26 protein-coding genes are annotated in these 25,579 nt (G+C 63.8%); 6 read left to right on the top strand and 20 right to left on the bottom strand.

What is annotated here, in order from left to right; genetic code table 11:
• The first annotated feature begins 38 nt into the window (after positions 1-38).
• A complete protein-coding gene (locus X727_RS156040; RefSeq protein WP_023699677.1) occupies positions 39-446 on the top strand; it encodes a carboxymuconolactone decarboxylase family protein in 408 nt (135 codons plus the stop codon).
• Positions 447-491: 45 nt separating this feature from the next.
• Here the strand turns inward: X727_RS156040 and X727_RS156045 are convergent, their stop codons facing one another.
• From X727_RS156045 to X727_RS156100, 12 genes are all read right to left on the bottom strand, one after another.
• Positions 492-1,379: an amidohydrolase gene (locus X727_RS156045; protein WP_023714819.1), complete on the bottom strand. Its 888-nt coding sequence runs from the start codon at positions 1,377-1,379 to the stop codon at positions 492-494.
• Positions 1,379-2,515 carry a VWA domain-containing protein gene (locus X727_RS156050; RefSeq protein ID WP_023833944.1) on the bottom strand — a complete coding sequence of 379 codons (1,137 nt, stop codon included), beginning with the start codon at positions 2,513-2,515 and terminating at the stop codon, positions 1,379-1,381. The genes X727_RS156045 and X727_RS156050 overlap by 1 nt, the downstream gene beginning before the upstream one ends.
• A gap of 235 nt (positions 2,516-2,750) precedes the next feature.
• Positions 2,751-3,632 (bottom strand): MoxR family ATPase, encoded by an 882-nt coding sequence (locus X727_RS156055; protein WP_023714817.1) that lies wholly within the window; start codon positions 3,630-3,632, stop codon positions 2,751-2,753.
• 2 nt (positions 3,633-3,634) lie between these two features.
• Positions 3,635-4,639, bottom strand: coding sequence for a molybdopterin cofactor-binding domain-containing protein (locus X727_RS1000000169560; protein WP_023699673.1), 1,005 nt, complete (start codon positions 4,637-4,639; stop codon positions 3,635-3,637).
• A 1-nt stretch (position 4,640) separates the two neighbouring features.
• On the bottom strand, positions 4,641-6,008 hold the full coding sequence (locus X727_RS1000000169555) for a xanthine dehydrogenase family protein molybdopterin-binding subunit (protein ID WP_023833943.1): 1,368 nt from the start codon (positions 6,006-6,008) through the stop codon (positions 4,641-4,643).
• An 11-nt stretch (positions 6,009-6,019) separates the two neighbouring features.
• A complete protein-coding gene (locus X727_RS156070; RefSeq protein ID WP_023833942.1) occupies positions 6,020-6,502 on the bottom strand; it encodes a (2Fe-2S)-binding protein in 483 nt (160 codons plus the stop codon).
• 61 nt (positions 6,503-6,563) lie between these two features.
• Positions 6,564-7,358 (bottom strand): FAD binding domain-containing protein, encoded by a 795-nt coding sequence (locus tag X727_RS156075; protein WP_023687950.1) that lies wholly within the window; start codon positions 7,356-7,358, stop codon positions 6,564-6,566.
• Positions 7,359-7,374: 16 nt separating this feature from the next.
• On the bottom strand, positions 7,375-7,818 hold the full coding sequence (locus tag X727_RS156080) for an SRPBCC family protein (RefSeq protein ID WP_023833941.1): 444 nt from the start codon (positions 7,816-7,818) through the stop codon (positions 7,375-7,377).
• A gap of 111 nt (positions 7,819-7,929) precedes the next feature.
• Positions 7,930-8,757, bottom strand: a complete 828-nt coding sequence (locus X727_RS156085; protein WP_023696208.1) for an AraC family transcriptional regulator — start codon at positions 8,755-8,757, stop codon at positions 7,930-7,932.
• A gap of 149 nt (positions 8,758-8,906) precedes the next feature.
• Positions 8,907-9,677, bottom strand: a complete 771-nt coding sequence (locus tag X727_RS156090) for an SDR family oxidoreductase (protein WP_031194897.1) — start codon at positions 9,675-9,677, stop codon at positions 8,907-8,909.
• A gap of 39 nt (positions 9,678-9,716) precedes the next feature.
• Positions 9,717-10,715, bottom strand: a complete 999-nt coding sequence (locus X727_RS156095; protein WP_023673048.1) for an ABC transporter permease — start codon at positions 10,713-10,715, stop codon at positions 9,717-9,719.
• Positions 10,716-10,756: 41 nt separating this feature from the next.
• On the bottom strand, positions 10,757-11,548 hold the full coding sequence (locus X727_RS156100; RefSeq protein WP_245259973.1) for an ATP-binding cassette domain-containing protein: 792 nt from the start codon (positions 11,546-11,548) through the stop codon (positions 10,757-10,759).
• Positions 11,549-11,962: 414 nt separating this feature from the next.
• Between X727_RS156100 and X727_RS156105 the strand changes: the two genes are divergently transcribed.
• Entirely contained in the window at positions 11,963-12,952 is a 990-nt protein-coding gene (locus tag X727_RS156105) for a sugar-binding protein (protein WP_023673050.1), read from the top strand.
• Between the two features lie 179 nt (positions 12,953-13,131).
• Complete coding sequence (locus X727_RS156110; protein ID WP_023712091.1) at positions 13,132-13,914, top strand: FadR/GntR family transcriptional regulator; 783 nt, start codon at positions 13,132-13,134, stop codon at positions 13,912-13,914.
• A gap of 19 nt (positions 13,915-13,933) precedes the next feature.
• On the opposite strand, the gene X727_RS156115 is transcribed toward X727_RS156110, so the two are convergent.
• Entirely contained in the window at positions 13,934-14,872 is a 939-nt protein-coding gene (locus X727_RS156115) for an NAD(P)-dependent oxidoreductase (RefSeq protein ID WP_023756378.1), read from the bottom strand.
• Between the two features lie 117 nt (positions 14,873-14,989).
• Here X727_RS156115 and X727_RS156120 point away from each other — a divergent pair, with 117 nt between their 5' ends.
• Both X727_RS156120 and X727_RS156125 read left to right on the top strand, forming a co-directional pair.
• Positions 14,990-15,880, top strand: a complete 891-nt coding sequence (locus tag X727_RS156120) for an NAD(P)-dependent oxidoreductase (RefSeq protein WP_023744557.1) — start codon at positions 14,990-14,992, stop codon at positions 15,878-15,880.
• Positions 15,881-15,998: 118 nt separating this feature from the next.
• A complete protein-coding gene (locus X727_RS156125; RefSeq protein ID WP_023833940.1) occupies positions 15,999-16,775 on the top strand; it encodes a FadR/GntR family transcriptional regulator in 777 nt (258 codons plus the stop codon).
• A 140-nt stretch (positions 16,776-16,915) separates the two neighbouring features.
• On the opposite strand, the gene X727_RS156130 is transcribed toward X727_RS156125, so the two are convergent.
• The 5 genes from X727_RS156130 to X727_RS21060 form a co-directional block, all read right to left on the bottom strand.
• Positions 16,916-18,022, bottom strand: a complete 1,107-nt coding sequence (locus X727_RS156130; protein WP_023833939.1) for a Gfo/Idh/MocA family oxidoreductase — start codon at positions 18,020-18,022, stop codon at positions 16,916-16,918.
• Positions 18,023-18,055: 33 nt separating this feature from the next.
• The gene (locus X727_RS156135; RefSeq protein ID WP_023712088.1) at positions 18,056-18,892 is read right to left on the bottom strand and encodes an ATP-binding cassette domain-containing protein; all 837 of its coding nucleotides are present in this window, start codon (positions 18,890-18,892) and stop codon (positions 18,056-18,058) included.
• Positions 18,889-20,079: an ABC transporter permease gene (locus tag X727_RS156140; protein ID WP_023829208.1), complete on the bottom strand. Its 1,191-nt coding sequence runs from the start codon at positions 20,077-20,079 to the stop codon at positions 18,889-18,891. Before X727_RS156140 ends, X727_RS156135 begins: the two co-directional genes overlap by 4 nt.
• Before the next feature lie 82 nt (positions 20,080-20,161).
• Positions 20,162-21,130, bottom strand: a complete 969-nt coding sequence (locus X727_RS156145) for a sugar ABC transporter substrate-binding protein (RefSeq protein ID WP_023687959.1) — start codon at positions 21,128-21,130, stop codon at positions 20,162-20,164.
• Positions 21,131-21,193: 63 nt separating this feature from the next.
• Entirely contained in the window at positions 21,194-22,105 is a 912-nt protein-coding gene (locus X727_RS21060) for a polysaccharide deacetylase family protein (RefSeq protein ID WP_023673060.1), read from the bottom strand.
• Between the two features lie 359 nt (positions 22,106-22,464).
• On the opposite strand from X727_RS21060, the gene X727_RS156150 reads away from it, so the two are divergent.
• Positions 22,465-23,709 (top strand): aminotransferase class I/II-fold pyridoxal phosphate-dependent enzyme, encoded by a 1,245-nt coding sequence (locus X727_RS156150; protein ID WP_023673061.1) that lies wholly within the window; start codon positions 22,465-22,467, stop codon positions 23,707-23,709.
• Positions 23,710-23,728: 19 nt separating this feature from the next.
• Here the strand turns inward: X727_RS156150 and X727_RS156155 are convergent, their stop codons facing one another.
• Entirely contained in the window at positions 23,729-25,195 is a 1,467-nt protein-coding gene (locus tag X727_RS156155) for a PLP-dependent aminotransferase family protein (protein ID WP_023673062.1), read from the bottom strand.
• Between the two features lies 1 nt (position 25,196).
• A complete protein-coding gene (locus X727_RS156160) occupies positions 25,197-25,403 on the bottom strand; it encodes a LacI family DNA-binding transcriptional regulator (protein ID WP_023673063.1) in 207 nt (68 codons plus the stop codon).
• Positions 25,404-25,579: the final 176 nt, after the last annotated feature.

Below are 25,579 nucleotides of genomic sequence, written 5' to 3'. Positions count from 1 at the left end.
CAACCACCTGATCCACCGATTCAACGAAAGGAAACGCCATGGCCGCCACAAAACTCCTCAGCGATGCTGAGGTCGAAAAAATCCCGGTTGCGAAGGCTGTGTTCGATGACATCCGCGCGACGCGCAAATCGGATTTCGTCAACAATTTCTGGCGTGGGCTCGCCAACGATCCGGCCTTGCTGAAACGGACATGGGAACAGGTGAAGGTGGTGATGGCCACGGAGAGCGCCATCGACCCGCTGACCAAGGAAATGATCTATATCGCGGTGTCGACCGCCAATGGCTGCTCCTACTGCGTCCATTCGCATACGGCAGCCGCCCGCGCCAAAGGCTTGACCGATGCGCAGCATGGCGAGCTGGTGTCGATCATCGGGCTGGCCGGGCAGACCAACCATCTGGTGACTGCGATGCAGATTCCGGTCGATCCTGAGTTTGAAGTGAAGTGAGGGGCGGATTTCCCTTCTCCCCTGTGGGAGAAGGGGAAGCGTGCGCTATGCCGGTCTGTAAACCTTCTCCGCCGTGTTCCAGAAGATATCCGCCTCGGCGGCCGCGCCATGCTTGCCTACCGCGGCGCGGTGCGCCTTGATTAGTTCGGCATGGGTCGTCCAGAGTTTTTCGATCGGGAAGTTGGAGCCGAACATCAGGTGGTCAGCGCCCAGAATGTCGATGGCATTGTCGACGATGTAGGCAATCAACGCCGGATCGTTGCGGTGGGCGAAGGTGCCGAGGCCCGACAGCTTGGCGTAGAAGTTCGGCGCTGTTGATAGAGTACTCAGGCCGGCTTTCCAGGCCTCGGTGGTTTCCGGCTCCATGCCGGTCAGCATGCCGGCATGGGTGAGGATGAAGTTGGTCTCAGGATTCTCGCCGACCAGCGTCAGCCCATCCTTCATCTGGGCAGGGAAAAGCTGCAGGTCGAAGGACAAGCCATAGTCTTTCAGCCGCGCCACATTAGCGCGTACCTTGGGGTCGATGACTTGATCGGCCGAGGCAGCGAAGCGGAAGGCCGGCGTCTCGTGCCAGTGTAACTGCATGCGCACGCCGCGCAGCAGCGGGTACTTTTTCAATCGATCGATCTGGGGCCGGACATCGTCGACAGTCATATCGGTATAGCCGACGATAGCGTGCGGCCAGCCGGTCTCGTCGGCAGTCTTCTGCAGGAAGGCGACTTCTTTTTCGAAATCCTCCTTGGCCCAGTTGGTCTGGACATAGACGGCCTTCTCGACACCTGCGCCTTGCTGATCGGCGAGAAATTCCTCGATCGGATAGTCGCGGCGAATCGGCTCGTAGGGGCCAAAAATGCGCGGCACCATCGGGCCGACCAGCCAGGGCTGATCCTGCTGGCGCCAGATGTGGAAATGCGCGTCGATGGCTTTCTGCATCACGATACCCTTTTCCAGATTGCCGACGACGCCGGGGCAGGGCGGGCGAGCGACAGGATGAAATCGGTGAGACTCCCGAGCGAAGAGCCGTCGATGAGATCGTCGAGATCGGGCAAGATGGCGCGCAACGCCGCCGTTGCCGGCTGGAAGCGCGGATCGCCGGCCAAAGGTGTGGCCAGCGACAGGCGAAAGGCGCGGGCGCTCAGGCGGCGTATCGCGGTCTCGAGATCGGCATGGTCGCCGCGCTCCAGCGCGTCCGACAGGATGATCACAGCGGCACCGCGCGCGAAGGCCGAGAACCGCGGCACCGAGAGGAAGGCGAGCAGGGTCGGTCCCATGCGCGTGCCGCCGTCCCAGTCGTCTACGAGTGCCGCCGCTCGGGCGAGAGCCTGGTCGCGATCGCGGATACGCAGTGCGGACGTGATTCGGGTGAGCTGCGTGCCGAAGGTGAAGATTTCGGCACGGTCAGCACCTTGTACGGCGGCGTGCGCCAATTTGAGATAGTCCGATGTGTGCAGCCTCATCGAGCCGGAGACGTCGATGAGGATCAGCAGTTTGCGCGGCACCGTCTGGCGGCGGCGGAGCTGCGGCGAGGGGATATCGCCATCGGCGCTGACGATTTCCCTGAGCGAGCGGCGCAGGTCGAGCTTGCCGCGCGAATGGGTGCGCACGGTGCGGAAGGAGCGGCGGGCGGGCAGGGCAGCCGACAGCTTGCGGCGAAAGGCGGTCAGCCTGTCATCGTCGCGCTGAAAATCGCGCGTGCTCAGTTGCTCCAGGCCCGACGACAGCTCGCCGCCTTTCTCCTGGCGCGTCGTCTGTTTCTCCTCCTGGCGCGTGCCGTGATCGCCTTTGATGCGGGTTTCCTCGTCTTCCTCGCCTTCGATCGAGGGTTGGCCATCGCCATGGAAGTGATTGCGAAAATGCGCCTCGAATTCGCCGCGGCGGTCGGGCGGGGGGGCAAGCGTTGCGAGCGCCGCCTCGCGGATGTCGGCCATGGAGCGCGGGCCGAGCAGGGTTATGGCCTGCATGAGGCTGCAGACCTGCTCGGGGGCGACGGCAAAGGCGTGGCGGCGCAGCAGCCGGGCGAAGTCGAGGAAGGGCGCGGAGGCGAGAGGAAGGGTTCCCTGACGCATCATTCCTTCGCGCCCCCCTCTGTCCTGCCGGACATCTCCCCCACAAGGCGGGAGATCAGCAGCTTTGGCGCTTCGGTTCTTTCTGCGCCGCTGGAGATTGGCGAAAGCCAGGATGACGGCTGATCTCCCCCCTTGTGGGGGAGATGTCCGGCAGGACAGAGGGGGGCGCTGTCCCGCCAGCGTTGCAGAGTGCCCAGGTGAGGCCACCTCGCTGTGAACGAGCTGTTGACCTCACACGTCACCCCAGCGCCTCCTCGACAATCTGGCCAAGCTCCGGCGCGATCGCGGACAAATCCTCCTCGTCCTTGATAAGCACACCGATGGCTCGGCGGAAGGCTTGCGGCCATGGGCTGCCGCCTTTCTCCAGTATGGTGGCGGCGTTGGCCCATTCTACGGCCTCGGAGATGCCGGGCGGCTTGGCCAGCGGGCGGACGCGGATCTCCTGCACAGCGGCCGCCACGGCGCGGGCGGTGGTCTCGGCGACATCGCCGGCGCGCAGCATGATGATGGCGGCTTCGCGCTCGGCGTCGGGATAGCCGATCCAGTGATAGACGCAGCGGCGCCGGAGCGCTTCGGCGAGTTCGCGGGTGCGGTTCGACGTCAGGATGACGATCGGCTGCGCTTCGGCGCGGATGGTGCCGCGTTCGGGAATGCTGATCTGGAAGTCGGAGAGGAATTCCAGCAGTAGCGCTTCGAATTCGTGGTCGGAGCGGTCGATCTCGTCTACCAGCAGCACGCGCTGCTCCGGCGCCCGCAGCACCTGCAGCAATGGCCGCGCGATCAGAAAGCGGTCGTCATAGATGTCGATCTCGTGCTCGCCGGCATGGCGGATGGCGAGCAACTGGCGCTGGTAGTTCCATTCATAGAGCGCGTGTGCTGCGTCGATTCCCTCATAGCATTGCAGCCGCACCAGATCGCGGCCCAGCAGCTGCGCGATCGCCTTGGCCGCTTCGGTCTTGCCGACGCCGGGCGCGCCTTCGAGCAGCAACGGCTTGCCCAGCCGTATGGCCAGGAAGATCGCAGTCGCCAGGCTGTCGTCGGCGAGATAGCGCGATCCAGCGAGGTGGCGTGCCACCGCCTCCGGTGAGGTCGCGACAGTCTCGGCGTTCACCTCTGGCATCCTCAGTTCGCCGCTTGCGCTTTCAGCGCGCGCAAGATGCGTTCCGGCGTGATCGGCAGCGTGTCGATGCGCACGCCGACGGCGTCGAAGACGGCATTGGCAACCGCGGGGATCTGCGGGTTCGCGCACATTTCGCCTGGCCCTTTGGCGCCATAAGGCCCGTCGGCCGAAGGCCGCTCCAGCACGATGATCTCGGTTTGGGCGAGATCGCCCGGTCCCGGCATCAGATACTGGTTGAAGTCGGTGCCGCCATGGTCGCGGTTGGGATAATAGGGCTCGGTCGTTTCGTAGAGCGCGTGGCTGATGCCCATCCAGGAACCGCCGACCAGTTGCTGCTCGACCATTTTCGGGTTCAGCGCGCGGCCGATCTCGAAGACGTTCTTGACGGTCAGCACCGTAACCTCGCCCGTCTCGTCATCCACCTCGACCTCGGCCACCGTGCAGGCATGGGCGTAGCAGGTCGACGGCTTCATCGCGCCGGTCTCTTTCTCCGGATAGGAGCGCGGGATCAGGAACATGCCGCGCCCGGATATCGAGCGCCCGCGCTTGAAATGCGCCGACAAGGCGACATCGAAGATCGAGATCGACTTTTGCGGCGCGCCCTTGACCAGAATATTGCCCTGGCCGTCAGTCTCAAGGTCGGAAGCGTTGACCTCCAGCTCTTCCGCCGCCACTTCCAACATCACCTGGCGCGCTTCCTTGGCCGCCTGGATGACGGCATTGCCGGCGCGGTGGGTGCCGCGCGAGGCGAAGGTACCCATGCAGTGCGGGCCGGTGTCGGTGTCGGCGGTGTCGATGGTGACCCGGTCGGTCGGCACGCCGATGGTCTCGGCGCAGATCTGCGCCATGATCTGCTTCAGGCCCTGGCCGAGATCGACCGACGAAAGTGTGACCATAAAATTGCCGGTCGGCGTCGAATGCACCAGCGCCTGCGTCGGGTCGCCGCCAAGGTTCATGCCCGTCGGGTAGTTGATCGCGGCGACGCCGCGTCCGCGCCTTATCGCCATCTCAAGCTCCCTTCGTGTAGGAGGACATCGCCATATACTTCTCCGCCACCGGCCAGTTGGCGGCGCGCGACGCCTCCTGCATGCACTCGATCAGCGCCGCTCCTTCGGTCGGCTGGCGATGCGCCTTCATGTCGCCATCGCGATAGGCGTTGATGAAGCGGAATTCGAGCGGGTCCATGCCGATCAGCCGCGCCAGCTTGTCCATCTGCACCTCAAGCGCGAAGTCGCCGATGGTGACGCCGAAGCCGCGCATCGCGGAGGAGGGGGTGCGGTTGGTGTAGACGCAGTAGGTGTCGATCCAGACATTGGGAATGGTGTAGGGGCCGGGATAGTGCGCCGCTCCCTTCTGCGCGCCATAAGGCGAGTGGCGCGAATAGGCGCCGGCATCGGTGTAGCCGGTCACCTTGCGAGCCACGATGCGGCCATCGTTCATCACGCCATCCTTGATGATTATCTTTTCGGCCGCTCGGGGTGACGAGATCTGCATCTCCTCCTCGCGGCTGTAGATGAAGGAGACGGGACGTCCTGTGAGCTTGGCGCCAAGAATGGCGATCGGCTCGACGATGACGTCGACCTTGCCGCCAAAGCCGCCGCCGACGGTGCCGCCGACGAAATGCAGTTTTGAGCCGGGCATCTGCAGGATGATCGAGGCGTTGTCGAGGGTGAAGAACATCGCCTGGGTGTTGGTGTAGCAGGTGAAGCGGTCATTGCCTTCGGGCACCACGACGCAACCGGTGGTCTCGGTCGGCGCATGCTCGATGGGCGAGGATTGATAACTCTGTTCGAGGATGTGGTCGGCGCCGGCGAAGCTCGCCTCGACATCGCCGAAGCGCACCTTGCGGCATTCGCCGCTGTCATAGAGATAATAGTTCTGGCCGTGATATTCGTTGACCAAAGGCGCGCCAGGCTTCAGCGCTTCTTCCATGTCGAAGACGGCCGGCAGCACCTCGTAGTCGACCTTGACCTTGGCTGCCGCTTCCTGAGCCGCGCGCTCGGTCTCGGCCAGCACCGCCACCACCGCCTCGCCCTTCCAGCGTACCTTGCCGTCGGCCAGCACCGTCTCGTCTTCCGGTCCGACCTGGATCAGGATCAGGATGGTGTAGACATTGTGCGGCACATCCTTGGCGGTGAGGATTTTCACCACGCCGGGATGCTTCTCCGCTTCGGAAGTGTCGATCGAACGGATGCGGGCATGGTGGTGCGGACTGCGCACCATTTTCAGGTGAAGCATATTCGGGACGTTGCGGTCGGCGAAATAGACGGTCTTGCCCGTCACATGTCCCGGCGAATCCAGCCGCGGCCGCCCATGGCCGATCTCGTGCAGGCCGTCCTTGCGCTGATCGGCGAAATAGTTTTTGCGCAGTTCCATTCTTTTTGTCCTTAGGCCGCGTTCTGCGAATTGGCTCGGGCCGCCGTCAGCACCGCCTCGATGATCGGCTCGTGGCCGGTGCAGCGGCAGATATTGCCGGACAGCGCCTCGATCACGTCCTCGCGGCTCGGATTGGGCGTGTGGTCGAGCAGCACCTTGGCGGCCATGATCATGCCCGGCGTGCAGAAACCGCATTGCGTGGCGAAGGCATCGAGGAAGGCACGCTGCAGCGGGTGCAGCACGCCGGCCTCAGCGAGGCCCGATGTGGTGCGGATGTCGGCGCCGCTGCAGGTCTCGGCCAGGGTCAGGCAAGAGAGCCGGAGTTCGCCGTCGATGATGACCGAACAGGCGCCGCAGGTGCCCTGGTGGCAGCCGCCCTTGGGCGAGGTGTCGCCGATCTTGTCGCGCAGCGCGTGCAGCAGTGTCGTGCCGCTGTCGACAAATTCGGCCTTCTCCGAGCCGTTGAGCGTGAACTGAACCGGAACCTTTGCCATGTTTTTCCTCCCAGCGCGCCTGCCCGGTTGATCGGACAGACGCGCGCCCCCCAAGCGGTGGTTAAGTAAGCAGCAGCCGGCCGAGATGGACCGGCAGAACCTCGGCGCGATACCAGGCGCTGGCGATCGGGTCGGTGATTGGCGAGGTGCCTTCACCGGCTGCAGCCAGCGCCGCTGCGACGCCGTCCTGCTCGAGCCTGCTGCCGATCAGTGCCTTTTCCGCAGCACGGGCGCGCATCGGCCGGTCTGCCATGCAGCCGAGCGCGATCCGCGCCGAGGAGACAGTGCCGTCGCCGGCCTGTTCGAGAACGGCGGCGATGCTGAGCACGGAGACGCCCTTCGGCTTGACCCGCGACACTTTCAGGAAGCGGAAATTCTCGGCCTTCGGCAACGCGAAGGCGACTGATGTGACGATGGCGCGGCTGTCGTCCCGCCTGGCCAGAAAATCCTCGATAGGCAATTCCCCATCATCGGTGCCGACCGTCGCATCCAACGCCAGCAGGGCGACAGCGAAATCACCGTAGGGCGCGGGTGCGAACAGATTGCCGCCGACAGTCGCCATATTGCGGATTGCCGGGCCGCCGACGGCGCGTGCGGCCTTGGACAGCGCCGCAAGCTCCGGATGGCGGGCGATAGCCGCCATCGTCACCGAAGCGCCTATGCGGACCTTGCCGCCGGCAACGGTGATCCCGGAGAGGGTCGGATCGGTCGAGCGGACGAGGCCGGTGACGGAGACATCGCCTTCATTGGCGGCGCGCACGACCAGCGTGCCGCCGCCGAGATAGCGGGTGCCGGGCGCCTTCAGCGCCGCGTTGGCATCCCTGACGGCCGAAAAGGTCTGGAGGGCAAGCGCCATGGCAGTCTCCCCTGACTCAGCTCTGGCCAGAAAAATGGCTCTTCAACGCATTGAAGCCACCCTGGAAGACATTGGCGGCCATGCCGGCGGCGATCTTGTCGGCCTCTTCGGGCGCCGCGTCGAAAGTTGCGGTCCATTCAGCATAGGTGCGGTTGCCGTCGGTCACGCGGCGCAATTGCAGCGTTGCCTTGTGATTGGTCAGCGGCTGCGGCGTCTCCAGGATGGAGTAGCTGACGCGGAAATTCGAATCGGAGAAGTCGAGCAGTTTCTCGCGGATACGCGCGCCGCTGGCGAGCTCGAAATTACGCACGCAGCCGATGGTTTCGGCGCTCTTGCCGTCTTCGATATGGCTCTTGACCATGCGCGGATGCCAGCCCGGCAGGCCGTTGAAGTCGCGTATGCGCGCCCAGACCTTTTCGACCGGCGCGTCGATGACGCTGGAGACGGTGACTTCAGCCATATGATCATTCCCCTACGAATTCGATACGCTGCAGGGTAGGGCGGCGGCCGGCGCTGCGCTTATCAATGGGTCTTGCGGCCCTATCAAGGAGTCTGAAAAAGAACGGCCCGTTCAGGCCATGGCACGCGCCGCTTCGCGGTAAAGCGTCGGCGGCACGCCGACATGGTCGCGGAAGAAGCGCGAGAAATTGCCCTGGGTGGTGAAGCCGAGATTGCAGGCGACCGAGATCAGCGGCTCCTGCGACCACTGCAGCTGCCGCACGGCTTCCTCCATGCGCAGCGTGTTCCAGTAGACATTGGGCGTCAAATTGGTCTGTTCCTTGAACAAAGCGAAGAAATGCGGCCGCGACAAGCCAACGCTGCGGGCGACGTCGTCGAACGAGATGCGTTCGCAGACATTGGCCTTCATCAGCTGGATTGCCTTGCGGACGCGAAAGTCCTGCATGGTGTTGATGCGGATGCGTACCTCCGGCGGCGCCGAGGCGTCGGCGGCGTCGAGCACGCTATCGATGAAGCGCTCGATCTCGTAATTGGCGACGTCGTCGATGCTTTCATTTTCGCTCAAATGGTCGAGCAGATTGGCGGCGGCCTGGTGCAGCCATGGTTCGAGCGTGATTGCGGCCTGTGCAAACAACGGCGCCGACGAAGGCAGGTCGCGGCGCCGGCGCGCCCAATCCGGATCGATGTAGAAGGCGAGGAACAGGCCGGGCCTGCCGTTCTGCGACAGAATGTGGCTGTGCGGCTGGTAGGAATTGATGCCGGCGGCGGTGCCGGGACCCAGCGGCACCGTCTCGCGGCCGACGGTCATCTCGCCGGCCGTGCCCTCCAGCCAGATGATGATGTGGGCCTCGACATGCGCATGGGTGACGAAGTCGCTGGCGACATTCAGGACAGAAACATGTCCGAACCGGCCCCAATAGAGCCTGATCGCGTCCGTCATGGGTATACCTCCCGCAGACGACTGGCCTCCCTTCGCCTGCAACGGGATTGTGCGGCTGAGTTCGGGGTCGCGTCAAGGCTGGGAGGTGTGGTGAGCTTGGGGGGCCGCTTATGCCGACGGATTTTCAGACTGAGCGATAGGGTTTCCCGTCAAACCGAAGCCGTCATGCCGCCGTCGACATAAAGCGTATGGCCGTTGACGAAGGACGAGGCGTCGGAGGCGAGGAACACGGCGGCGCCGATCAGTTCGTCGACATACCCCCAGCGGCCGGCCGGCGTGCGCTTTTCCAGCCAGGCGGAGAATTCCTGGTTGTCGACCAGCGCCTGGTTCATCTCGGTGCGGAAATAGCCGGGGGCGATGGCATTGATCTGCAAGCCGTATTTCGCCCAGTCGGTGCACATGCCACGTGTCAAATTGCGGATTGCGCCCTTGGTGGCCGTATAGGGCGCGATGTTGGGCCGGGCGAGTTCGCTCTGCACCGAGCCGATGTTGATGATCTTGCCCTTGCCGCGCGCGATCATGTTGCGGGCGACCGCCTTGCCGGCATGGAAGGCGCCGGAGACATTGGTCTTGAACAGCCGCTCCCACTGCTCCTCGGGAAAGTCCTCGAGCGGAGCGCGGAACTGCACGCCGGCATTGTTGATCAGGATGTCGATGGCGCCGATCTCGGCCTCGATGCGGGCGACATCGGCATCGACCGCGCGAAAATCCGTCACGTCGAAGGTCGAGGGGTGCGCTTTGAAGCCGGCGTCGCGCAAGCCGGCGACAGCACCGGCAACCTTGCCGGCATCGCGGCCGTTGAGCACGACACTTGCGCCATGCTCGGCAAGGCCGCGCGCCAGCGCCAGGCCGATGCCCTGGCCGGAGCCGGTGATCAGCGCCAGCCGGCCGTTGAGCTCGAACAGGGATTTCGATGTCAAGGCAACGGTTTCCAGCCGAAAGGTTCAGTCCAAAAACATTCAGTCATTGCGCCTGAAGTTGCGGATCCGGTCGAACAGCACCGCGAGCAGGATGGCGCCGCCGATGAACACGCCTTGCCAGAAAGCATTGATGCCGAGCAGACCAAGGCTGTTGCGGATCACTTCGATGAGCGCGGCACCGACAATGGCGCCGAAGGCGGTGCCGACGCCGCCGGCGAGATTGGCGCCGCCAATGACCGTGGCGGCGATGACCTGCAGTTCCATGCCGGTTCCGAGATTGGTGGTGACGGCGCCCAGCCATCCGGTCTGGATGATGCCGGCAATGCCCGCCGCCAGCGCCGAGATCATATAGACGGCGACCTTGATCTGCTTGACGGGAACGCCGGTCAGCGTCGCCGCGTGCTCATTGCCGCCAATGGCGAAGATGTGGCGGCCAAACTTGGTCCAGCGCAGCGTGAATCCGGTGATCAGCGCCAGAAGGATCATGTAGAGGACCGGATTGGCGATGCCGAACACCCAGGCGCCGCCGCCCAGCGCCAGAAGCTTGTCGTGATCCGGGCCGAACTGGAAGACGACGGTGTTGTTGGAGGCGACCATGGCGAGGCTGCGGGCAATCGACAGCATGCCGAGCGTCACCACGAAGGGTGGAAAGCCGAGATAGGCAATCATGATGCCGTTGAAGGCGCCTATGGCGAGCGCGGTGGCGATCGAGGCGAGGATGCCGACTTCTATGGAGTAGCCGGCATGCATGGTGACGGCCAGCACCATCGACGACAGGCAGAGCACCGAACCCACCGACAGGTCGATGCCGCCGGTGATGATGACGAAGGTCATGCCGAGCGCGATGATGGCGACGAAGGTGATGTTGCGGGTAATGTTGTAAAGGTTCTTCGACGTGGCGAAGGCGTCGGTGGCAAAAGACAGGAACAGGCAGGCCAGGATGACCGCGATCACCACCCAGAAGGTCTGGCTGGCAAACAGTCTTGCCGGCAAGGATTGCTGTTTTTGTTCGATCGGCTGGTCAATTGTCAGTGCCATCGTCGACCTTCATCTGCTGTGCGTGGTGAAATTCGCTGAGATCAAACCTGTTCGATGGCGCCGGTGATCAGCCCGGTGACTTCCTCGGGCGAACTTGACGCAATCGTCTTGTCGGCGACCTTGCGGCCGCGCCGCATGACGATGACGCGGTCGGCGACGGTGAACACGTCAGGCATGCGGTGGCTGATCAGCACCACTGCGATGCCTTGGTCGCGCAAATGGCGGATCAGGTTCAGCACTTCGGCGACCTGGCGCACCGAGATCGCGGCCGTCGGTTCGTCCATCAACACGATCTTGGCCTGCGACAGCATGGTGCGCGCAATCGCTACTGCCTGGCGCTGGCCGCCCGACATCTGCTTGACGAGGTCGCGCGGACGGGTCTCGGACTTCAACTCGGCGAAGAGCTGGCCGGCGCGCTTGTACATGGCGGCATAGTCGAGGATGCGTAAAGGGCCGAGGCCGCGGCGCAATTCACGGCCGAGATAGACATTGGCGGCGGCGGTCAGATTGTTGCACAGCGCCAGGTCCTGGTGGACGATCTCGATGCCGTGCTGGCGAGCTTCCGCCGGCTTGTGCAGGATCAACTCCTTGCCGTCCATGCGCATGACGCCATGGCTGGGGCGGAAATTGCCGGCGATCATCTTGACCAGCGTCGACTTGCCGGCGCCGTTGTCGCCCATCAGGCCGACCACCTGTCCGGGCTCGATCGACAGCGATACGTCGTTGACCGCCTGGATGGCGCCGAAATGCCTCGAGATATTGGTGAGTTCGAGAACCGCCACCAGTCTTTGCCTCCCCGTGTTTTGCGACCCGCTGCTGTTCCCGGCGTGAATGCCGGCGCTGCTTTGGCCCCGCTCTCCCCATCTCCTCCCGGAAACAGCGTCAGCGTTCTTTTACGCAAAAGCCGGCGCTCGTCAATCAATTGTCGGACGAATTGAAGCCTTGGTTATCCAAAAATCCGTTTTGTAGGACAAATAGCATTGACGTTGGCCGCAAGCCGATATTAGCTAAGCGTCGGAGGAGATTATGCCGATGCCGCTGGCGGTTAGCCGGGCGGAATCGGCGGAGGTTTATCGGTCGAGGTTGCGGCGCCACCCATGTGTTGAGCCGGCCAATGCCGCATCTGGAAATGCTTATCGATCTGTCTTGGCGACACGAGTGCTCGTGAAACGAACCTCGGTCATTAAGCATCCGGTCGATCTGTGTGGCGGGCACGCCGTGTCCGTCTGTTTCAAGGGAGGACTGACATGAGGAAAACACTTTTGCTCGCCGCCGTCGCCGCCATGGCGCTGGGCGCCGGGCCGGCTTTGGCCAAGAAACAGCTCGTCATCGTGGTGAAGGGTCTCGACAATCCATTCTTCGAAGCCATCCACCAGGGCTGCGAGAAATGGAACAAGGAAAATGCCAGCTCGGAATATGAATGCTTCTACACCGGCCCGGCATCGACCTCCGACGAGGCCGGCGAGGCGCAGATCGTTCAGGACATGCTGAGCAAGGCCGACACGGTGGCAATGGCGATTTCGCCATCCAACGCGCCGCTGATCGCGCAGACGATCAAGACCGCCAATCCGACGATCCCGATCATGACGCTCGACGCCGATCTCAGCAAGGAAGATGCCGCGCTGCGCAAGACCTATCTCGGCACCGACAATTATTTGATGGGTCACAAGATCGGCGAGTACATCAAGAAGGGCAAGCCGAACGGCGGCACGATCTGTACCATCGAAGGCAATCCCGCGGCCGACAACATCCTGCGCCGGGCGCAGGGCATGCGTGACGCGCTGTCGGGCAAGGAAGGCCTGGCGGCACTTGCCGGCGAAGGCGGCTGGACCGAAGTTGCCGGTTGCCCGGTGTTCACCAATGACGACGGCGCCAAGGGCGTGCAGGCGATGACCGACATCCTCGCCGCCAACCCCAAGCTCGACGCCTTCGGCATCATGGGCGGCTGGCCGCTGTTTGGCGCACCGCAGCCCTATCGTGACTTGTTCGGGCCGCTCAAGGACCGCATCGCCAGCAACGACTTCGTCATCGGCGCCGCCGACACGATCGGCGATGAAGTGGCGATCGCCCGTGACGGCCTTGTGACCGCTCTGGTCGGTCAGCGGCCGTTCGAAATGGGCTACAAGGCACCATCGGTGATGATCGATCTGGTCGAAGGCAAGGCCGTCGCCGATCCGGTGTTCACCGGCCTCGACGAATGCACCAAGGACACGGTCGACACCTGCATCCAGAAGTAGGTTCTCGATTTCGGGGCGCCCTTTGACGGGCGCCCCGTCTCTTCCCGAACGGACGCAACGGTTGGGGCAGCAGGCTCCGGCTTTGACGCGCTTGTAGTTTGGATTTTCGGCAACGAGATCGGCGCGCCGTGCAGGTTCGGACCAGTCCGGACGCAGACGGCCGACGCATTGGAACGTGAATGCCGGACGAGAAATCAAAGAAGCGAGCCGAGCGGGCCAAGGCACAAGCCAGCCGCGGTCCGGCTGTCATGCGCAGGGCCGGTGCCGCGCATTTTCCGGGAGCGAGCGTCCATGTCTCGCTGGCCGGCGAGATCGGCCTCAGAATCGTGCGTGGCGACTATCCGCCCGGCACCATTCTGCCCAACGAGGCCAAATGGGCCGAGACCTTCGATGTCAGTCGTTCGGCGGTGCGCGAAGCCATCAAGATGCTGATGGCCAAAAGCCTGCTGGCTTCACGGCCCAAGATCGGCAGCTGGGTCGAGCCCAGGGAACGCTGGAACCTGCTCGACCGCGATGTGCTGGCCTGGTACGCGACCGGGCCGGACCGGGAGGCCTTCCTGCGCACGGTGCAGGAGTTCCGTCACATCATCGAGCCGGAAGCGTCGGCCTTTGCCGCCACGCGGCGCAGCGACGAGCAGATGGACGAGATCAGCCAGGCCTGTCGTGAGATGGGCGAGGCTCTGAACCTGCAGGAGCGTATCCGCGCCGATACGCGTTTTCACCTCGCCATACTACGCGCCTCGGGCAACGATCTGCTGGTGCCGCTTGGCGTTCTGATCGAGTCGGCGCTCGATCATCTCTTTGTCTTCGTCACACGCGAGACCAGCGATCAGCGGCGGGCGCAGGCGCTGCATGAGGCGATCGAGAAGAACATCCGCCTGCAGCGCCCTGCGGCCGCGCGCAATGCGGTGCACAAACTGCTCGCCAACACCGACGATGTTATCGGCCGGTCGAGGCGCTGACACAGGCTTTTCGCCGCCTTCAAATCGTCTGCTTCTTGCCGTCCTTGCTGGGCATCAGGTCGACGCCGTTGACCTTGCCGATATATGTCGCCAGCATCGGCACGAATTGCTCGGCCGGGCCAGTGGCATAGGCACCGGCGAAGGAGTTCTTGGTGGCGTTGCCGAGCGGGTTGGCGATGCCGGCCGCACCCGCCATCGATTCCAGATAGGTCAGGTCCTTGAAGGCGTTGGCGATGGTGAATTTATGTGCGTCGCGGTCGCCCTCCAGCGTCCAGCGCATGAAGGTCTGGTAGAACCCGCAATCCATGCGGCCGTTGCGGATGACGCTGTCGAAACGCGGTGGCGAGATGCCGACCTTTTCGGCCAGCGCCAGCGCCTCGGAATAGATCGCGGCATAGCCCAGCGAGATGAAGTTGTTGAGCAGCTTCATGCGGTGGCCGTCACCGGTATCGCCAATATGGACGATGCGGCCGGCCCAGGTTTCGATGACCGGCTTCACACGGGCAAACAGCGCGTCGGGCGCGCCGACCATGGCGTCGAGCGTGCCTTCCCAGGCTTCCTTCGGGGTGCGGCTGAGCGGTGCATCGACGAAGTCGACGCCGATCTCCTTCAGTTCCGCCGCCAGCGCCACCGTCGAGACCGGATCGGCGGTCGAGCAGTCGACGACGACCGAACCCTTCTTCAAGCCCTCCTTGAGGCCGCCGGGGCCGCGGATGATGGCTTCCACTTCGCGCGAGCCGGTGACGCAGATGAAGACGATGTCGGACGCCGCCGCCACGTCGCGCGAAGTCGCCGCCTCCTTGGCGCCCCGGCCAATCAGGTCCTCCGCCGGCTTGCGGTTCTTGCGGCCGAGGAAGGTCAGGCCATAGCCCTTGTCGACGATGTTCTTGGCAATGCCGTGCCCCATCAGGCCAAGGCCGATAAAGCCGATCTTTTCGCTCGCGGCGGTCGTGGTCATGTCTTGAAGTCCTGTTGCGATGATTGATATTGGGCGCCGCCGTCTGGCGGGCGAGGGTGGTTGCGGAATGCCATATTGTCTGACAATACACGGAAATCCTAGGCATTGGAGACGAAAATGACGAAGCGGATCATGTTCACCGGCGGCAGCGGCAAGGCCGGTCGCCATGTCGTGCAATATCTGGTCGAACAGGGCTGCCAGGTGCTCAACATCGACACCAAGCCGCTCGACAATCCCAAGGTGCGCACGCTGATCACCGACATCACCGACAGCGGCCAGGTGTTCAACGCGCTGTCGAGCTATATGGGCCTGCATGAATTCGACCCGTCGCTGCGGCCGCAGCCGGTCGATGCCGTGGTGCATTTCGCCGCCATACCGCGCATCATGATCACGACCGACAATGAGGTGTTCCGCATCAATGCGATGGGCACCTACAACGTCATCGAGGCGGCGGTGAAGCTTGGCATCCCCAAGGTGGTGATCGCGTCCAGCGAGACCACCTACGGCGTGGTGTTCGCCAATGAACCGCGCGACCCCAAATATTTTCCCCTCGATGAAGAATACGACGTCGATCCGATGGACAGCTATGCTCTGTCCAAGGTCGTCAACGAGCACACGGCGCGCGCCTTTGCGCAGCGCAACGGCACCGATATCTATGCCTTGCGCATCGGCAACGTCATCGAGCCGCACGAATATTCGCTGTTTCCGAAGTGGTTTGCCGATCCGGGCTTTCGCAAGCGCATCGCCTGGAGCTATGTCGACGCGCGCGATCTCGGCCAGATCACGCTGCGCGCCGTTGAAACGGACGGGCTCGGCTTCCAGGTGTTCAACGCCGCCAATGACGACACCTCGTCCGACCTGCCGACGGCCGAACTTTTGAAGCGGTTTTACCCCGACGTGCCGGTCAAGGCGGATCTCGGCGAATATGAAACGCTGCTCTCGAACCGCAAGGCCAGGGACATGCTCGGCTTCCGTCCCGAGCACAGCTGGCGCAAATACGTCAAATAGGGCTGGCAAATTGGGCTTTGGGGCAAGGTTGTAACCTGATCTGTGCACAGGCGCAGGCTTTGCCGTCTGCGCCCGGCACTCTGCTTGACAGCTTTCGAAATCCGGACTTTGTGGAGGCATGAGGGACGGAAAGCCGAATAAGGGAACGAAGCCTGAAAAGGGGGCATCCGCCGAGCGCCCGGCGGCCCTTCGCCGGGCTGACGCGACCCGGATGCCCGGCACCAGCGTGCATGCGTCACTGGCCAGCGAAATCGGGCTTCGGATCGTGCGCGGCGACTATCCGCCGGGCACCATCCTGCCCAATGAAGCCAAATGGTCCGAAACCTTCAACGTCAGCCGCTCGGCGGTGCGTGAGGCGATCAAGATGCTGATGGCCAAAAGCCTTCTGGCATCGCGCCCCAAGATCGGCAGCTGGGTGGAGCCCAGGGAGCGCTGGAACCTGCTCGATCGCGATGTGCTCGCCTGGTACGCGACCGCGCCCGACCGTGAGGTGTTCCTGAAGACGGTGCAGGAATTCCGCCATATCATCGAGCCGGAAGCGACTGCCTTCGCCGCCATGCGACGCACCGAGGAGCAGATGGCCGAGATCAGCCAGGCCTGCCGCGAGATGGGCGAGGCGCCGAGCCTGCAGGAGCGCACGCGCGCCGATACGCGTTTCCATCTGGCCATCCTGCGCGCCTCCGGCAACGATCTGCTGGTGCCGCTCGGCGTGCTGATCGAATCCGCCTTCGATCATCTGTTCACCTATACGACGCGCGAACTCGACGATCTGCAGCATGCACAGCAACTGCACGAGGCGATCGAGAAGGCCATCCGCCTGCAGCGGCCGGAGGCGGCCCGCAACGTGGTGCGCAAGCTGCTCGCCAATACCGACGGCGTCATCAACACCCGGTAGGATATGCTGATATTCAGGTGAGGCCGGCCTGCAAACGCCGGCTTGCGCGCTTCACGTACTTAAGTACGCTCCGCTCCGGTTCTCGAAATCCAACGTTTTCGGCGCGGCCTGACCTGAATCTCAACACATCCTGCGAGCGCTCAGCCGGCCTGCGAAGTGGCCAGGTGCTGCCTGGTCAGCGCGACCAGCAGCGCCTGGTCGCGGGCGGCGTGCTCGGGGCGGTTGACCACCTCGTCGCCATTGACGATCGCACCCCAGAAGCCGCGCAGTTCCTCGACGAAGGCTTCGCCGTAGCCGGCACGCAGATCCTTTGTCGACAGTGTGTGGCCGTCCGAGGTCTTCACAGTCAGCCGGGTCGGATGATGGTTGAGCCAGGGCGAGGGGAATTCGAGCTCGAGGCTGGCATCGTCGAAGAAGAGCGTGATGCGTTCCTTGTAGTCGGCGAGCTTCGGCACGGTGAGATGCGTCATCGTCCACAGCGCCTGGCCGTCGAGCAGTTTTACCGCGCCCTGGCCGCCATCGCCATTGGCGAAGATCTGCGCGCCGACAACCTCGCCCTCCGGCACGCTGAGCGCGTCGAGCAGGCCGTGCACGGCATTCACATCGTGAATCAAGGCGGAGCTGTAAGCGCCGGTAAACCCACGGAAAGCCAGATCGGTCATGGGCTGGCCGATGGCGCGCTCGACCTGTTGTTTCTGCTTGCTTTGCGCGGCGGCAATCAGCTCCTCGGGAATGTCGTTGCCGCGCTTGTAGCGCTGGTGGGCGATGAACGGCCAGGCATCGGGATCGTTGACCTCGACCGAGACGGACCGCAACGTCTTTGCCGTGCCGGGCAGCGAGGCCAGCGCCAGCCGGTAGCTCGGATCGAAGCGCTTCATATAGCCGACCTGCATGACCTTGCCGGCCTTGTCCCGCGCGGCGATGATCTCGGCGATTTCCGCCGGGGAATAGCAGAGCGGCTTTTCGCAGAAGACATGCAGGCCGCGCCCGAGTGCGGCCAGTACCTGCTCGTGATGCAGCGGGTCGGGCGAGCCGATGACGACGGCGTCGAGCTTCTGGCCGAACAGTTGCTCCGGCGTTTCGAAATTGGCGATGCCGTGAATTTCGCTGACATATTCCCGCGAAATCCTTGACGGGTCGGCAACGCCGACCAGTTCGAACAGGTCGCCGAGCCGCAACAGGTTTGGAATATGCTCGACCTGCGAAATCATGCCGGCGCCGATGACGCCGACGCGTATCCTGCTCATGCTGTTAATACTCTCTGCAAAAGTGTTCCAGGCTCAGGGTGCGGCGGCCGGCCGGTTGCCGATCTGCGCCAACAGCCCGGCAATCTCAGCTTCCACCGCCTTCAGATCCTCGCCGCCCGACATGATGGAAATCACCTCGTCGCGCGAGATCTCGGACTTTGCGTATGTGCCGCGATTGCGGCCGCGGTTGAGCAGCGTGAAAGTGTCACCGACAGGGTAGGCGTGGTGGATGTTGTGGCTGATGAAGATCACCGCCAGCCCGCGCATGCGCGCCTCGATGATGAATTTCAGCACCATGGCCGCCTGATGCACGCCGAGCGCCGAGGTCGGCTCGTCAAGGATCAGCACCTTTGCGCCGAAGTGGACTGCGCGCGCGATTGCCACCGATTGGCGCTCGCCGCCCGACAGCGTGCCGACGGCCTGCGTCGGGTCGCGCACGTCGATGCCGATATCGGCCATCGCCTGGCGGGCAATTGTGTTGGCGCGCTCCTTGTCGAAGCGCGAGAAGGGCAGGCGGCTTCTGGTCGGCTCGCGGCCGAGGAAGAAATTGCGCGTGATCGACATCAGCGAGATCATGCCGAGGTCCTGGAAGACCGTCGCGACGCCGAGGTCCTGCGCGTCGCGCGGGCTGCGGAACGTGACGGGCTTGCCGTCGACGAAAATCTCGCCCTTGGTCGGCCGGTGCACGCCCGACAGAACCTTGATCAGCGTCGACTTGCCGGCGCCGTTGTCGCCCAGCAAGCAGTGCACCTCGCCGGGATAGACCTTGATGTCGATATCCTGCAGCGCGCGCACCGAGCCGAAATTGACCGACACACCACGCAATTCCATGGCTGGCTGGATGGCCGGGGACGGGTTTGGGTAGGTCATTTGCCGCCTCCGCGTCCGAGCGCCTTGAGGCGGATGTAGTTGTTGACCAGCACGGCCATCAAAATGACGATGCCGAGGAAGACCTTGAACCAGTCGGTGTCGATGCCGGTGTAGAAGATGCCCATCTGCACCAGGCCGAAGATCAGCGCGCCGAACAGCACGCCATAGACGGTGCCGTAGCCGCCGGTGAGCAGCACGCCGCCGATGACCGCGGCGATGATCGCCTCGAATTCCTTGAGCAGGCCGCGCGTGGTGTCGGCGGAGCCGGCCTCCATCACCTGGATGGTGGCAAGCAAGGTCGCGGCACAGGCGGTGTAGATGAACAGCGCGATCTTAACCCGGTCGACCGGCACGCCGACATTGCGGGCGGCATTGAGGTCGCCGCCGGTGGCGAAGATCCAGTTGCCGTATTTGGTCTGGGTCAAGACATAGCCGGCAAGCGCTGTCAGTCCGAGCCACCAGACGATCGACATCGGAATGCCGACGACGAAGGGAATGCCGTCGGTGCGGGTGGCGATCCAACCTTGCGTGCCCATCCATTGGAAGAAGCCGGTCAGGAGATGGCCGTTGAACAGGCCCGCGGTTGCCGGGTCCGGCGCGCCGTCGAGGATGTAGGGGATCTGCGTGCGGCCGGTGACGGCGCGGGTGATGCCGATCGACAGGCCGCGCAGGATGTAGAGCGACGCCAGCGTCACGATGAAGGAGGGCAGGCGGGTCTTCACCACGATCAGGCCGTTGACGTAGCCGGTGAGGATGGCGACAGCGAAGGCGCAGGCGATGCCGCCCCACAGCGGCAAGCCCCAGTATTTGACGGTCAGGCCGATGACGACGCCGGCGAAGCCGACCATCGAGCCGACGGAGAGATCGAACTCGCCGGCGATGATGAGAAGGGCTGCGGCCGTGGCGATGATGCCGAGTTCGGCTGCCAGCGTCAGGAAGGTCATCGACCCCTGTAGCGAATAGAGGTTCGACGCACCCGGCAGCAGGGCGAAGATGATGACGGTGGCGATGAGGCCGCCGGCGGCACCGGCTTCGGGCCGGCGCAGCCATTGCGTCAGCCGGCCGGTGCTGGCCAGCCGCTCGTCAGTGCCGGCAGCCCGTTTCGACGTCATGCCGAAACGGTCCTTGCCCAGTACCCCGGGGGCCGGCGCTTCTGGAGGTATCGCCTTGTCTTCCACAACAGCCATTAGGCTCCCCAATCGCTCACTTCGCAATCTCGACCAGAGACGGGGAGCGCATGGCGGCTCCCCGATCCGTTTTGGTCTTGCCTTAGCGGATGCCGTCCTTGGCGAGCGCCAGGATCGCCTTGGCCTTGTCGGGCGAGTCGATGAACAGCGGCCCGGTGTAGGCGTTGTTCTGCGGCCAGAAGCCATGTGTGGCATGCTCGACCAGATAGATCACCGGCAGGTATCCCATCAGATATTGCTGGGCGTCCATGCCGAAGCCCATTTCGCCGGCGACGACGGAATCCAGGACTTCGGGGCTGATGTCGAAGGTGTAGAGCTTGATCTTGCCGAACAGTTCCTTCTGCCGGAAGAACGGGATCAGCGGATTGGCGGCGGTGGCGCCGAGCGCAAACACCGCCTGGGTGTCGGGATGCGCCGACAGATAGGCCTCGGTGCGGCGCTGGATGTCGGCCGGATCGGGCGACACGGTAAGCACCTCGGTGCCGCCGCCTGACGGCTTCAGCCCGTCATTCAACCCCTGGCAGCGCTGGTCGAGGCTGACATTGCCGACCTCGTGGTTGATGCAGACGACCTTGAGCGTGCCTTCCTTGGCCAGCCGCTCGCCCGCCTTCTTGCCGGAATCATATTCGGAGACTGTGCCGACGTAGAGAGAGGTGCCGAGTTCGGCGCCTTCCTTCTCGCCGGAATCCAGGACGACCATCGGAATGTTGGCGGCAAGGCCGGCCTTGACCGATTTACCAAGCGCATTGGCGTCGGCAATGGAGACGGCGATGCCGTCGGGATTGGTGGCGATGGCCGCGTCGAGCAGGCGGGCCTGTTCGACCACGTCGAACACTTGCGGCGCATAATATTCGACCTTGGCGCCGGTGAGCGCCGCCGCATCGTCGACGCCGCGCTTGACCACCGACCAGTAGGGATCGGAGGCCGAGCCATGCACCACGAAGGTGATGCGGACATCCTTCGGGTCCTTCAGGCCCGCGGCCTGCACGACGCCCGCCAGCATACTCATCGAGACAAGCGCGCCGAGCGCCAGTTTCAGAACAGTCTTCATGTCATTCTCCCATTGTCGTTGCAGTTCCAAATCCCTCTTTGCGCTGTTGGCCGACGGATCGGCTTACGGCGCTGACCGGGTGGCCGCTTTGCGGGCCTTTGCCGGTGTCGATGCCCCGAGCCGTGCACGCAGTTCCTCGCGCAACGGCTTCATGCCGATGATGTCGATGTCCTGCGCGCCGAGCCAGTCGCGAAAAGCCTGGTCGCGGAAGAGTTCATATTCCTCGGTGCGGATATAGGCGGAGCGCGGCTCGATCAGTTCGAGCTCGCCCGGCGCGTTGAAGTGCAGGCAAAAGAAGGTCAGGCCTTCACGGACCCCTTCGACCAATGCCTTGTAGGCTGGCTCTATCGGCTTGGAGCGTGGACGGCCCCAGGTCGTCTGAATGGCGGCGTCGAAGATGACAAAGCCTTTGGCGCGGGCTCCAGTGACGCCGCGCTGGAACGCCGCTTCGGTGACGCCGACCAGATTGTCGTTGGGCGAATAGGCCGACAGCGTTTTGGTCAACAGCACCGGCAGCCGATATTCCAGGCCGAGCTTGATGTAGACGTCGCAAAACTCCGGCGACAGCGCTGCCCCCATATGGGCGTCAAGATGAGTGACGTCGATGCCGGCGCGGTAGGCGGTGTCGATCTGCGCGCGAAGCTCGGTTTCCACCGCTTGCGGTGCTGCCTTGCGGCGGGTGGTCGCTACATCGGGCCAGAAATAGCCGAACTCGTCCGTCAGGCCGGCCGCGCGCGACGGCGACGTCAGCGGCCGCCATTTGTAGTGCTGCTTTTCGCTGTTCAGCGTCAGGTGGACGCCGAGATCGAGCCGGGGATCGGCGGCTGCCGCTTCGGCCATCTCAGGGAACCATGGGCACGGCACCATCACGGCGCCGGAGCTGCAGGCGCCGTGTGCGGTCAGTTCGAGGAAGGCGCTGTTGGCGCCATGGCACATGCCGACATCGTCTTCATGCAGGACGAGCTGTCGCGTCATGGACGGCCACCGTCTTGCCGGCCACCATCTTGCCGGCCACCATCTTGCCGGCACGCCGGTTTCGAGGGTCTTCCAAAGTGTGTCCCGTGCTGCATGGAACCGACCGTTTGCCCAACTGGACGCGATGGAACGCCCAATGCCGGCTTTCCGACAGGGCCACTTCGACGAATTCGGATGGGTACGATTTTTCCGCGGGCCTGCATTCTGGAATGTCGATTTCATTCGATATGCCCACATTCGGCGTCAAACCCGGCCATCAAGCAACCGGGATGGCTTGGTCAGATCGCAGCGGAGTGGTTCTTTCAAACAGCGGCCGCAGGCGTACTGCTTTCATACCATCAGCGATGTGGAGACTTGCCATGTACACTGCCGGCGAAGAAGAGATCGAAGCCATTGCCAGGGTGATCCGCTCGGGTGCGCTGTTTCGCTATGGCGAGAACAGCGAGTGCAACCGCTTCGAGGCCCGCTATGCCAGGCATCTCGGCGTCGAGCATTTTGCGCTGGCCGCCAGCGGCACCTATGGGCTCGCCGCCGGCCTGATCGGCCTCGGCATCGGCCCGGGCGATGAGGTGCTGGTGCCGGCGCACACCTATATGGCGACCGCAACGGCAGTGCTGTCGGTCGGCGCCATTCCGGTCATTGTCGACATCGACGAGAGCCTGACCATTGACCCGGCCGCTCTGCGCGACGCCATCGGCCCGCGCACCAAGGCGGTCATCCCGGTGCATATGTGGGGTGCGGCCTGCAACATGAACGCGATCATGGATATCGCTAAAAAACGCGGTCTGCTCGTGCTGGAAGATGTCTGCCAGGGCATTGGCGGCGGCTATGAGGGCAAGAAGCTCGGCTCCATCGGCCATGCCGGCGCCTACTCCTTCAACTACTTCAAGAACATCACGTCGGGCGAGGGCGGCGGCATCGCCACCAGCGATCCGAAAGTGGCCGAGCGCGCGCGCTGCGCCATCGACCCCTGCCACTTCTACTGGCAGGGCCGCAGCGACAGCATCAAGCCGTTCGCCGGCATCGGGGCGCGCGCCTCGGAACTGATGGGTGCAATGCTCAATGTCCAGCTCGACCGTCTGGACGGCATCATCGAGGCGATGCGGGCGGAGAAGAAGAAGGTGCTGGCCGGCACGCGCCATCTCGGCAATCTCGGCCTGACGCCGTCGCCGATGAACAGCCCCGACGACGATTGCGCGGCACAGGTAATGTATCTGCTGCCCAGCGAACAGGCGGCGCAGACTTTTTCGAAGACCATTCCGAGCGTCATTGCCGGCAAGACCGGCCGCCACAATTTCACCCAGTGGGACCAGGTGCTGATGCATGAGGGCGCGCATCATCCGGCGCTCAATCCGTACACGCTGCCGGAAAACAAGGGCCTGCGGCTGACCTATGCCGACGACCTCGGCAAGGGTTCTCTCGACATCCTCAACCGCACGGTGATGATCGCGATGAATCCGGCGCATGGCGACGCCGACATCGACGACATGATCCATAACATCGATGCGGCGGCCCGTGTGGCGCTGGAGAATGCCTCGCTGGACGATGTCGAGGTGCGCAAGGCAGCACCGGTGGACCTGCAGAAATTCGACAGCGTGAATTGAAGAGCCGCGTTGGACCGGCTTATTGCCGGTCCAGTCGCATAAAGGCGGCGCGCAGCGCCAGCACTGCGCGCAGGATCTGGCGTTCGTCCATCGCGGCATAGCCGAGCAGCAGGCCGTGTTCCGGCTCGCTCGAATGGTAGTTGATCGAGATGCCCTGCACGTCGAGGCCCTCCTTGACGGCAGCGGCGACGACGTCGCTGTCCTTGTAGGGTCGGATAAAACTGGCCAGCAGCTGCATGCCGGAATCGTTCTCGGTCACAGTCAGCCATTCGGCCAGATGCTCCTGGCACAGTTTTACGAAATTGGCCTGCCGGCGCGCATAGAGCCGGCGCATACGCTTCAGATGCGTGGCGAAATAGCCTTGCGTGATGAAGTCGTTGACCGTCGCCTGCAGGATCAGCGGCGCGAACTGGCCGGTGATCGAGACGGCGCGGTCGAAGGGGACCGACAGTTCGCGCGGCACGATGAGATAGCCGATGCGGAGCGCCGGGATCAGCGTCTTGCCGAAGGAGCCGATATAGACGACCCGGTCGGCGTGATCGAGGCCGCGCAGCGCCGGTACCGGCCGGCCACGGTACCGGTACTCGCCGTCATAATCATCCTCGACGATCCAGGCGCCGTGGCGCTCGGCGATGTCGAGCAGCTGCAGCCGTTCCTCGATGCGCATGATGGTGCCGAACGGCCACTGGCAGGATGGCGTCACATAGATCAGGCGCGGCGGCGGCAGCTCTGGGTCTGCGAGATGCCATCCAAGGCGATCGACCTTCAAGGGCGCAAGCTGCGCGCCGCTGGCGAGAAAGGCGCTCTTGGCGCCGAGATAGCCGGGCTCCTCCATCCAGACATGGTCGCCTTCGTCCATCAGCACGCGCGAAGCGAGGTCGAGTGCTGCCTGCGCGCCGGTGACGATGATGACCTGGTCGGCGGTGCAATTGATGCCGCGCGACAGGCTTATGGTCGAGGCGATGGCCTGGCGCAGGCCGGGATGGCCGGCAAAGGAGATATAGCCGAGCAAATTCTCATCGCGGCTGCGCGCATTGCGCACCAGAAGGCTCGACCAGATGGTGAAGGGAAAGGATGCCGATTCCGGCACGCCCGGATGGAAGTTGATGACGCCGGCATTGCGTGGCGGCTGCGGGCCGTTGACGATGGTCTGACCGCGCCGCGAGAGTTTTTGCGGGGCGGCGAGGCCGGCGCGCAGCGCGGCCGGCGGGCGTTTCTGCTGGATCGGCGCCACCCAGGTGCCGGACCCGGCGCGCGCCTCTATAAACCCTTCGGCGAGCAGCTGGTCGTAGGCGGCGATCACCGTGTTGCGGCCGACCTTGAGATCCTCGGCCAGCGAGCGTGTCGAAGGAAGCAGCGTGTTCTGCTGGATCTGGCCGTCGAGGATGAAGCGCCGCAAGGCGCCGTAGATCTGCCGGTGCATCGGTTCGTCCGAGCCGCGGTCGACCGACATGATGTCGAGGGAAAGGCGCATATGGTCGGCCAAGCTAGTCTCCGACCAACCTGGCGGCGCGGGCGATCTTCTCTTCGTTAAGCAGGCAGACAGTCTCCAGCACCAGCCGTCTGGTTTCGGGACGGACCTCGCGGCTGTTCTTCAGCGCGCGGTGAACGGTTGCCGCGCCGAGTTCCGCCTTCTCGGCGATCTCACGGATGGTGCAAAGCCGTTCCATGCCGAGTGCCGCCTCGAATGCCATGTCGCTCCTCCATCTGCATCAAGGCATGCCTCGTCCCCAGCCTCAAGCTGGAAACGCCGGGCCGGCAACTCGGGGGCAAAAATTTCGATGCCAAGAACTGTGCGATCCGCGCCGCCAAGGGAGGGCGGCGGCGCGGATCGCCGGGCGCTTTCGCGTCGCTACCCCTACCGAGGCGC

This window comes from Mesorhizobium sp. L103C105A0 (assembly GCF_000502215.1).
GTDB lineage: Bacteria > Pseudomonadota > Alphaproteobacteria > Rhizobiales > Rhizobiaceae > Mesorhizobium.
The sequence above is the reverse complement of the archived record's forward strand: the minus strand, read 5'-3'. Positions and strand labels throughout refer to the sequence as shown.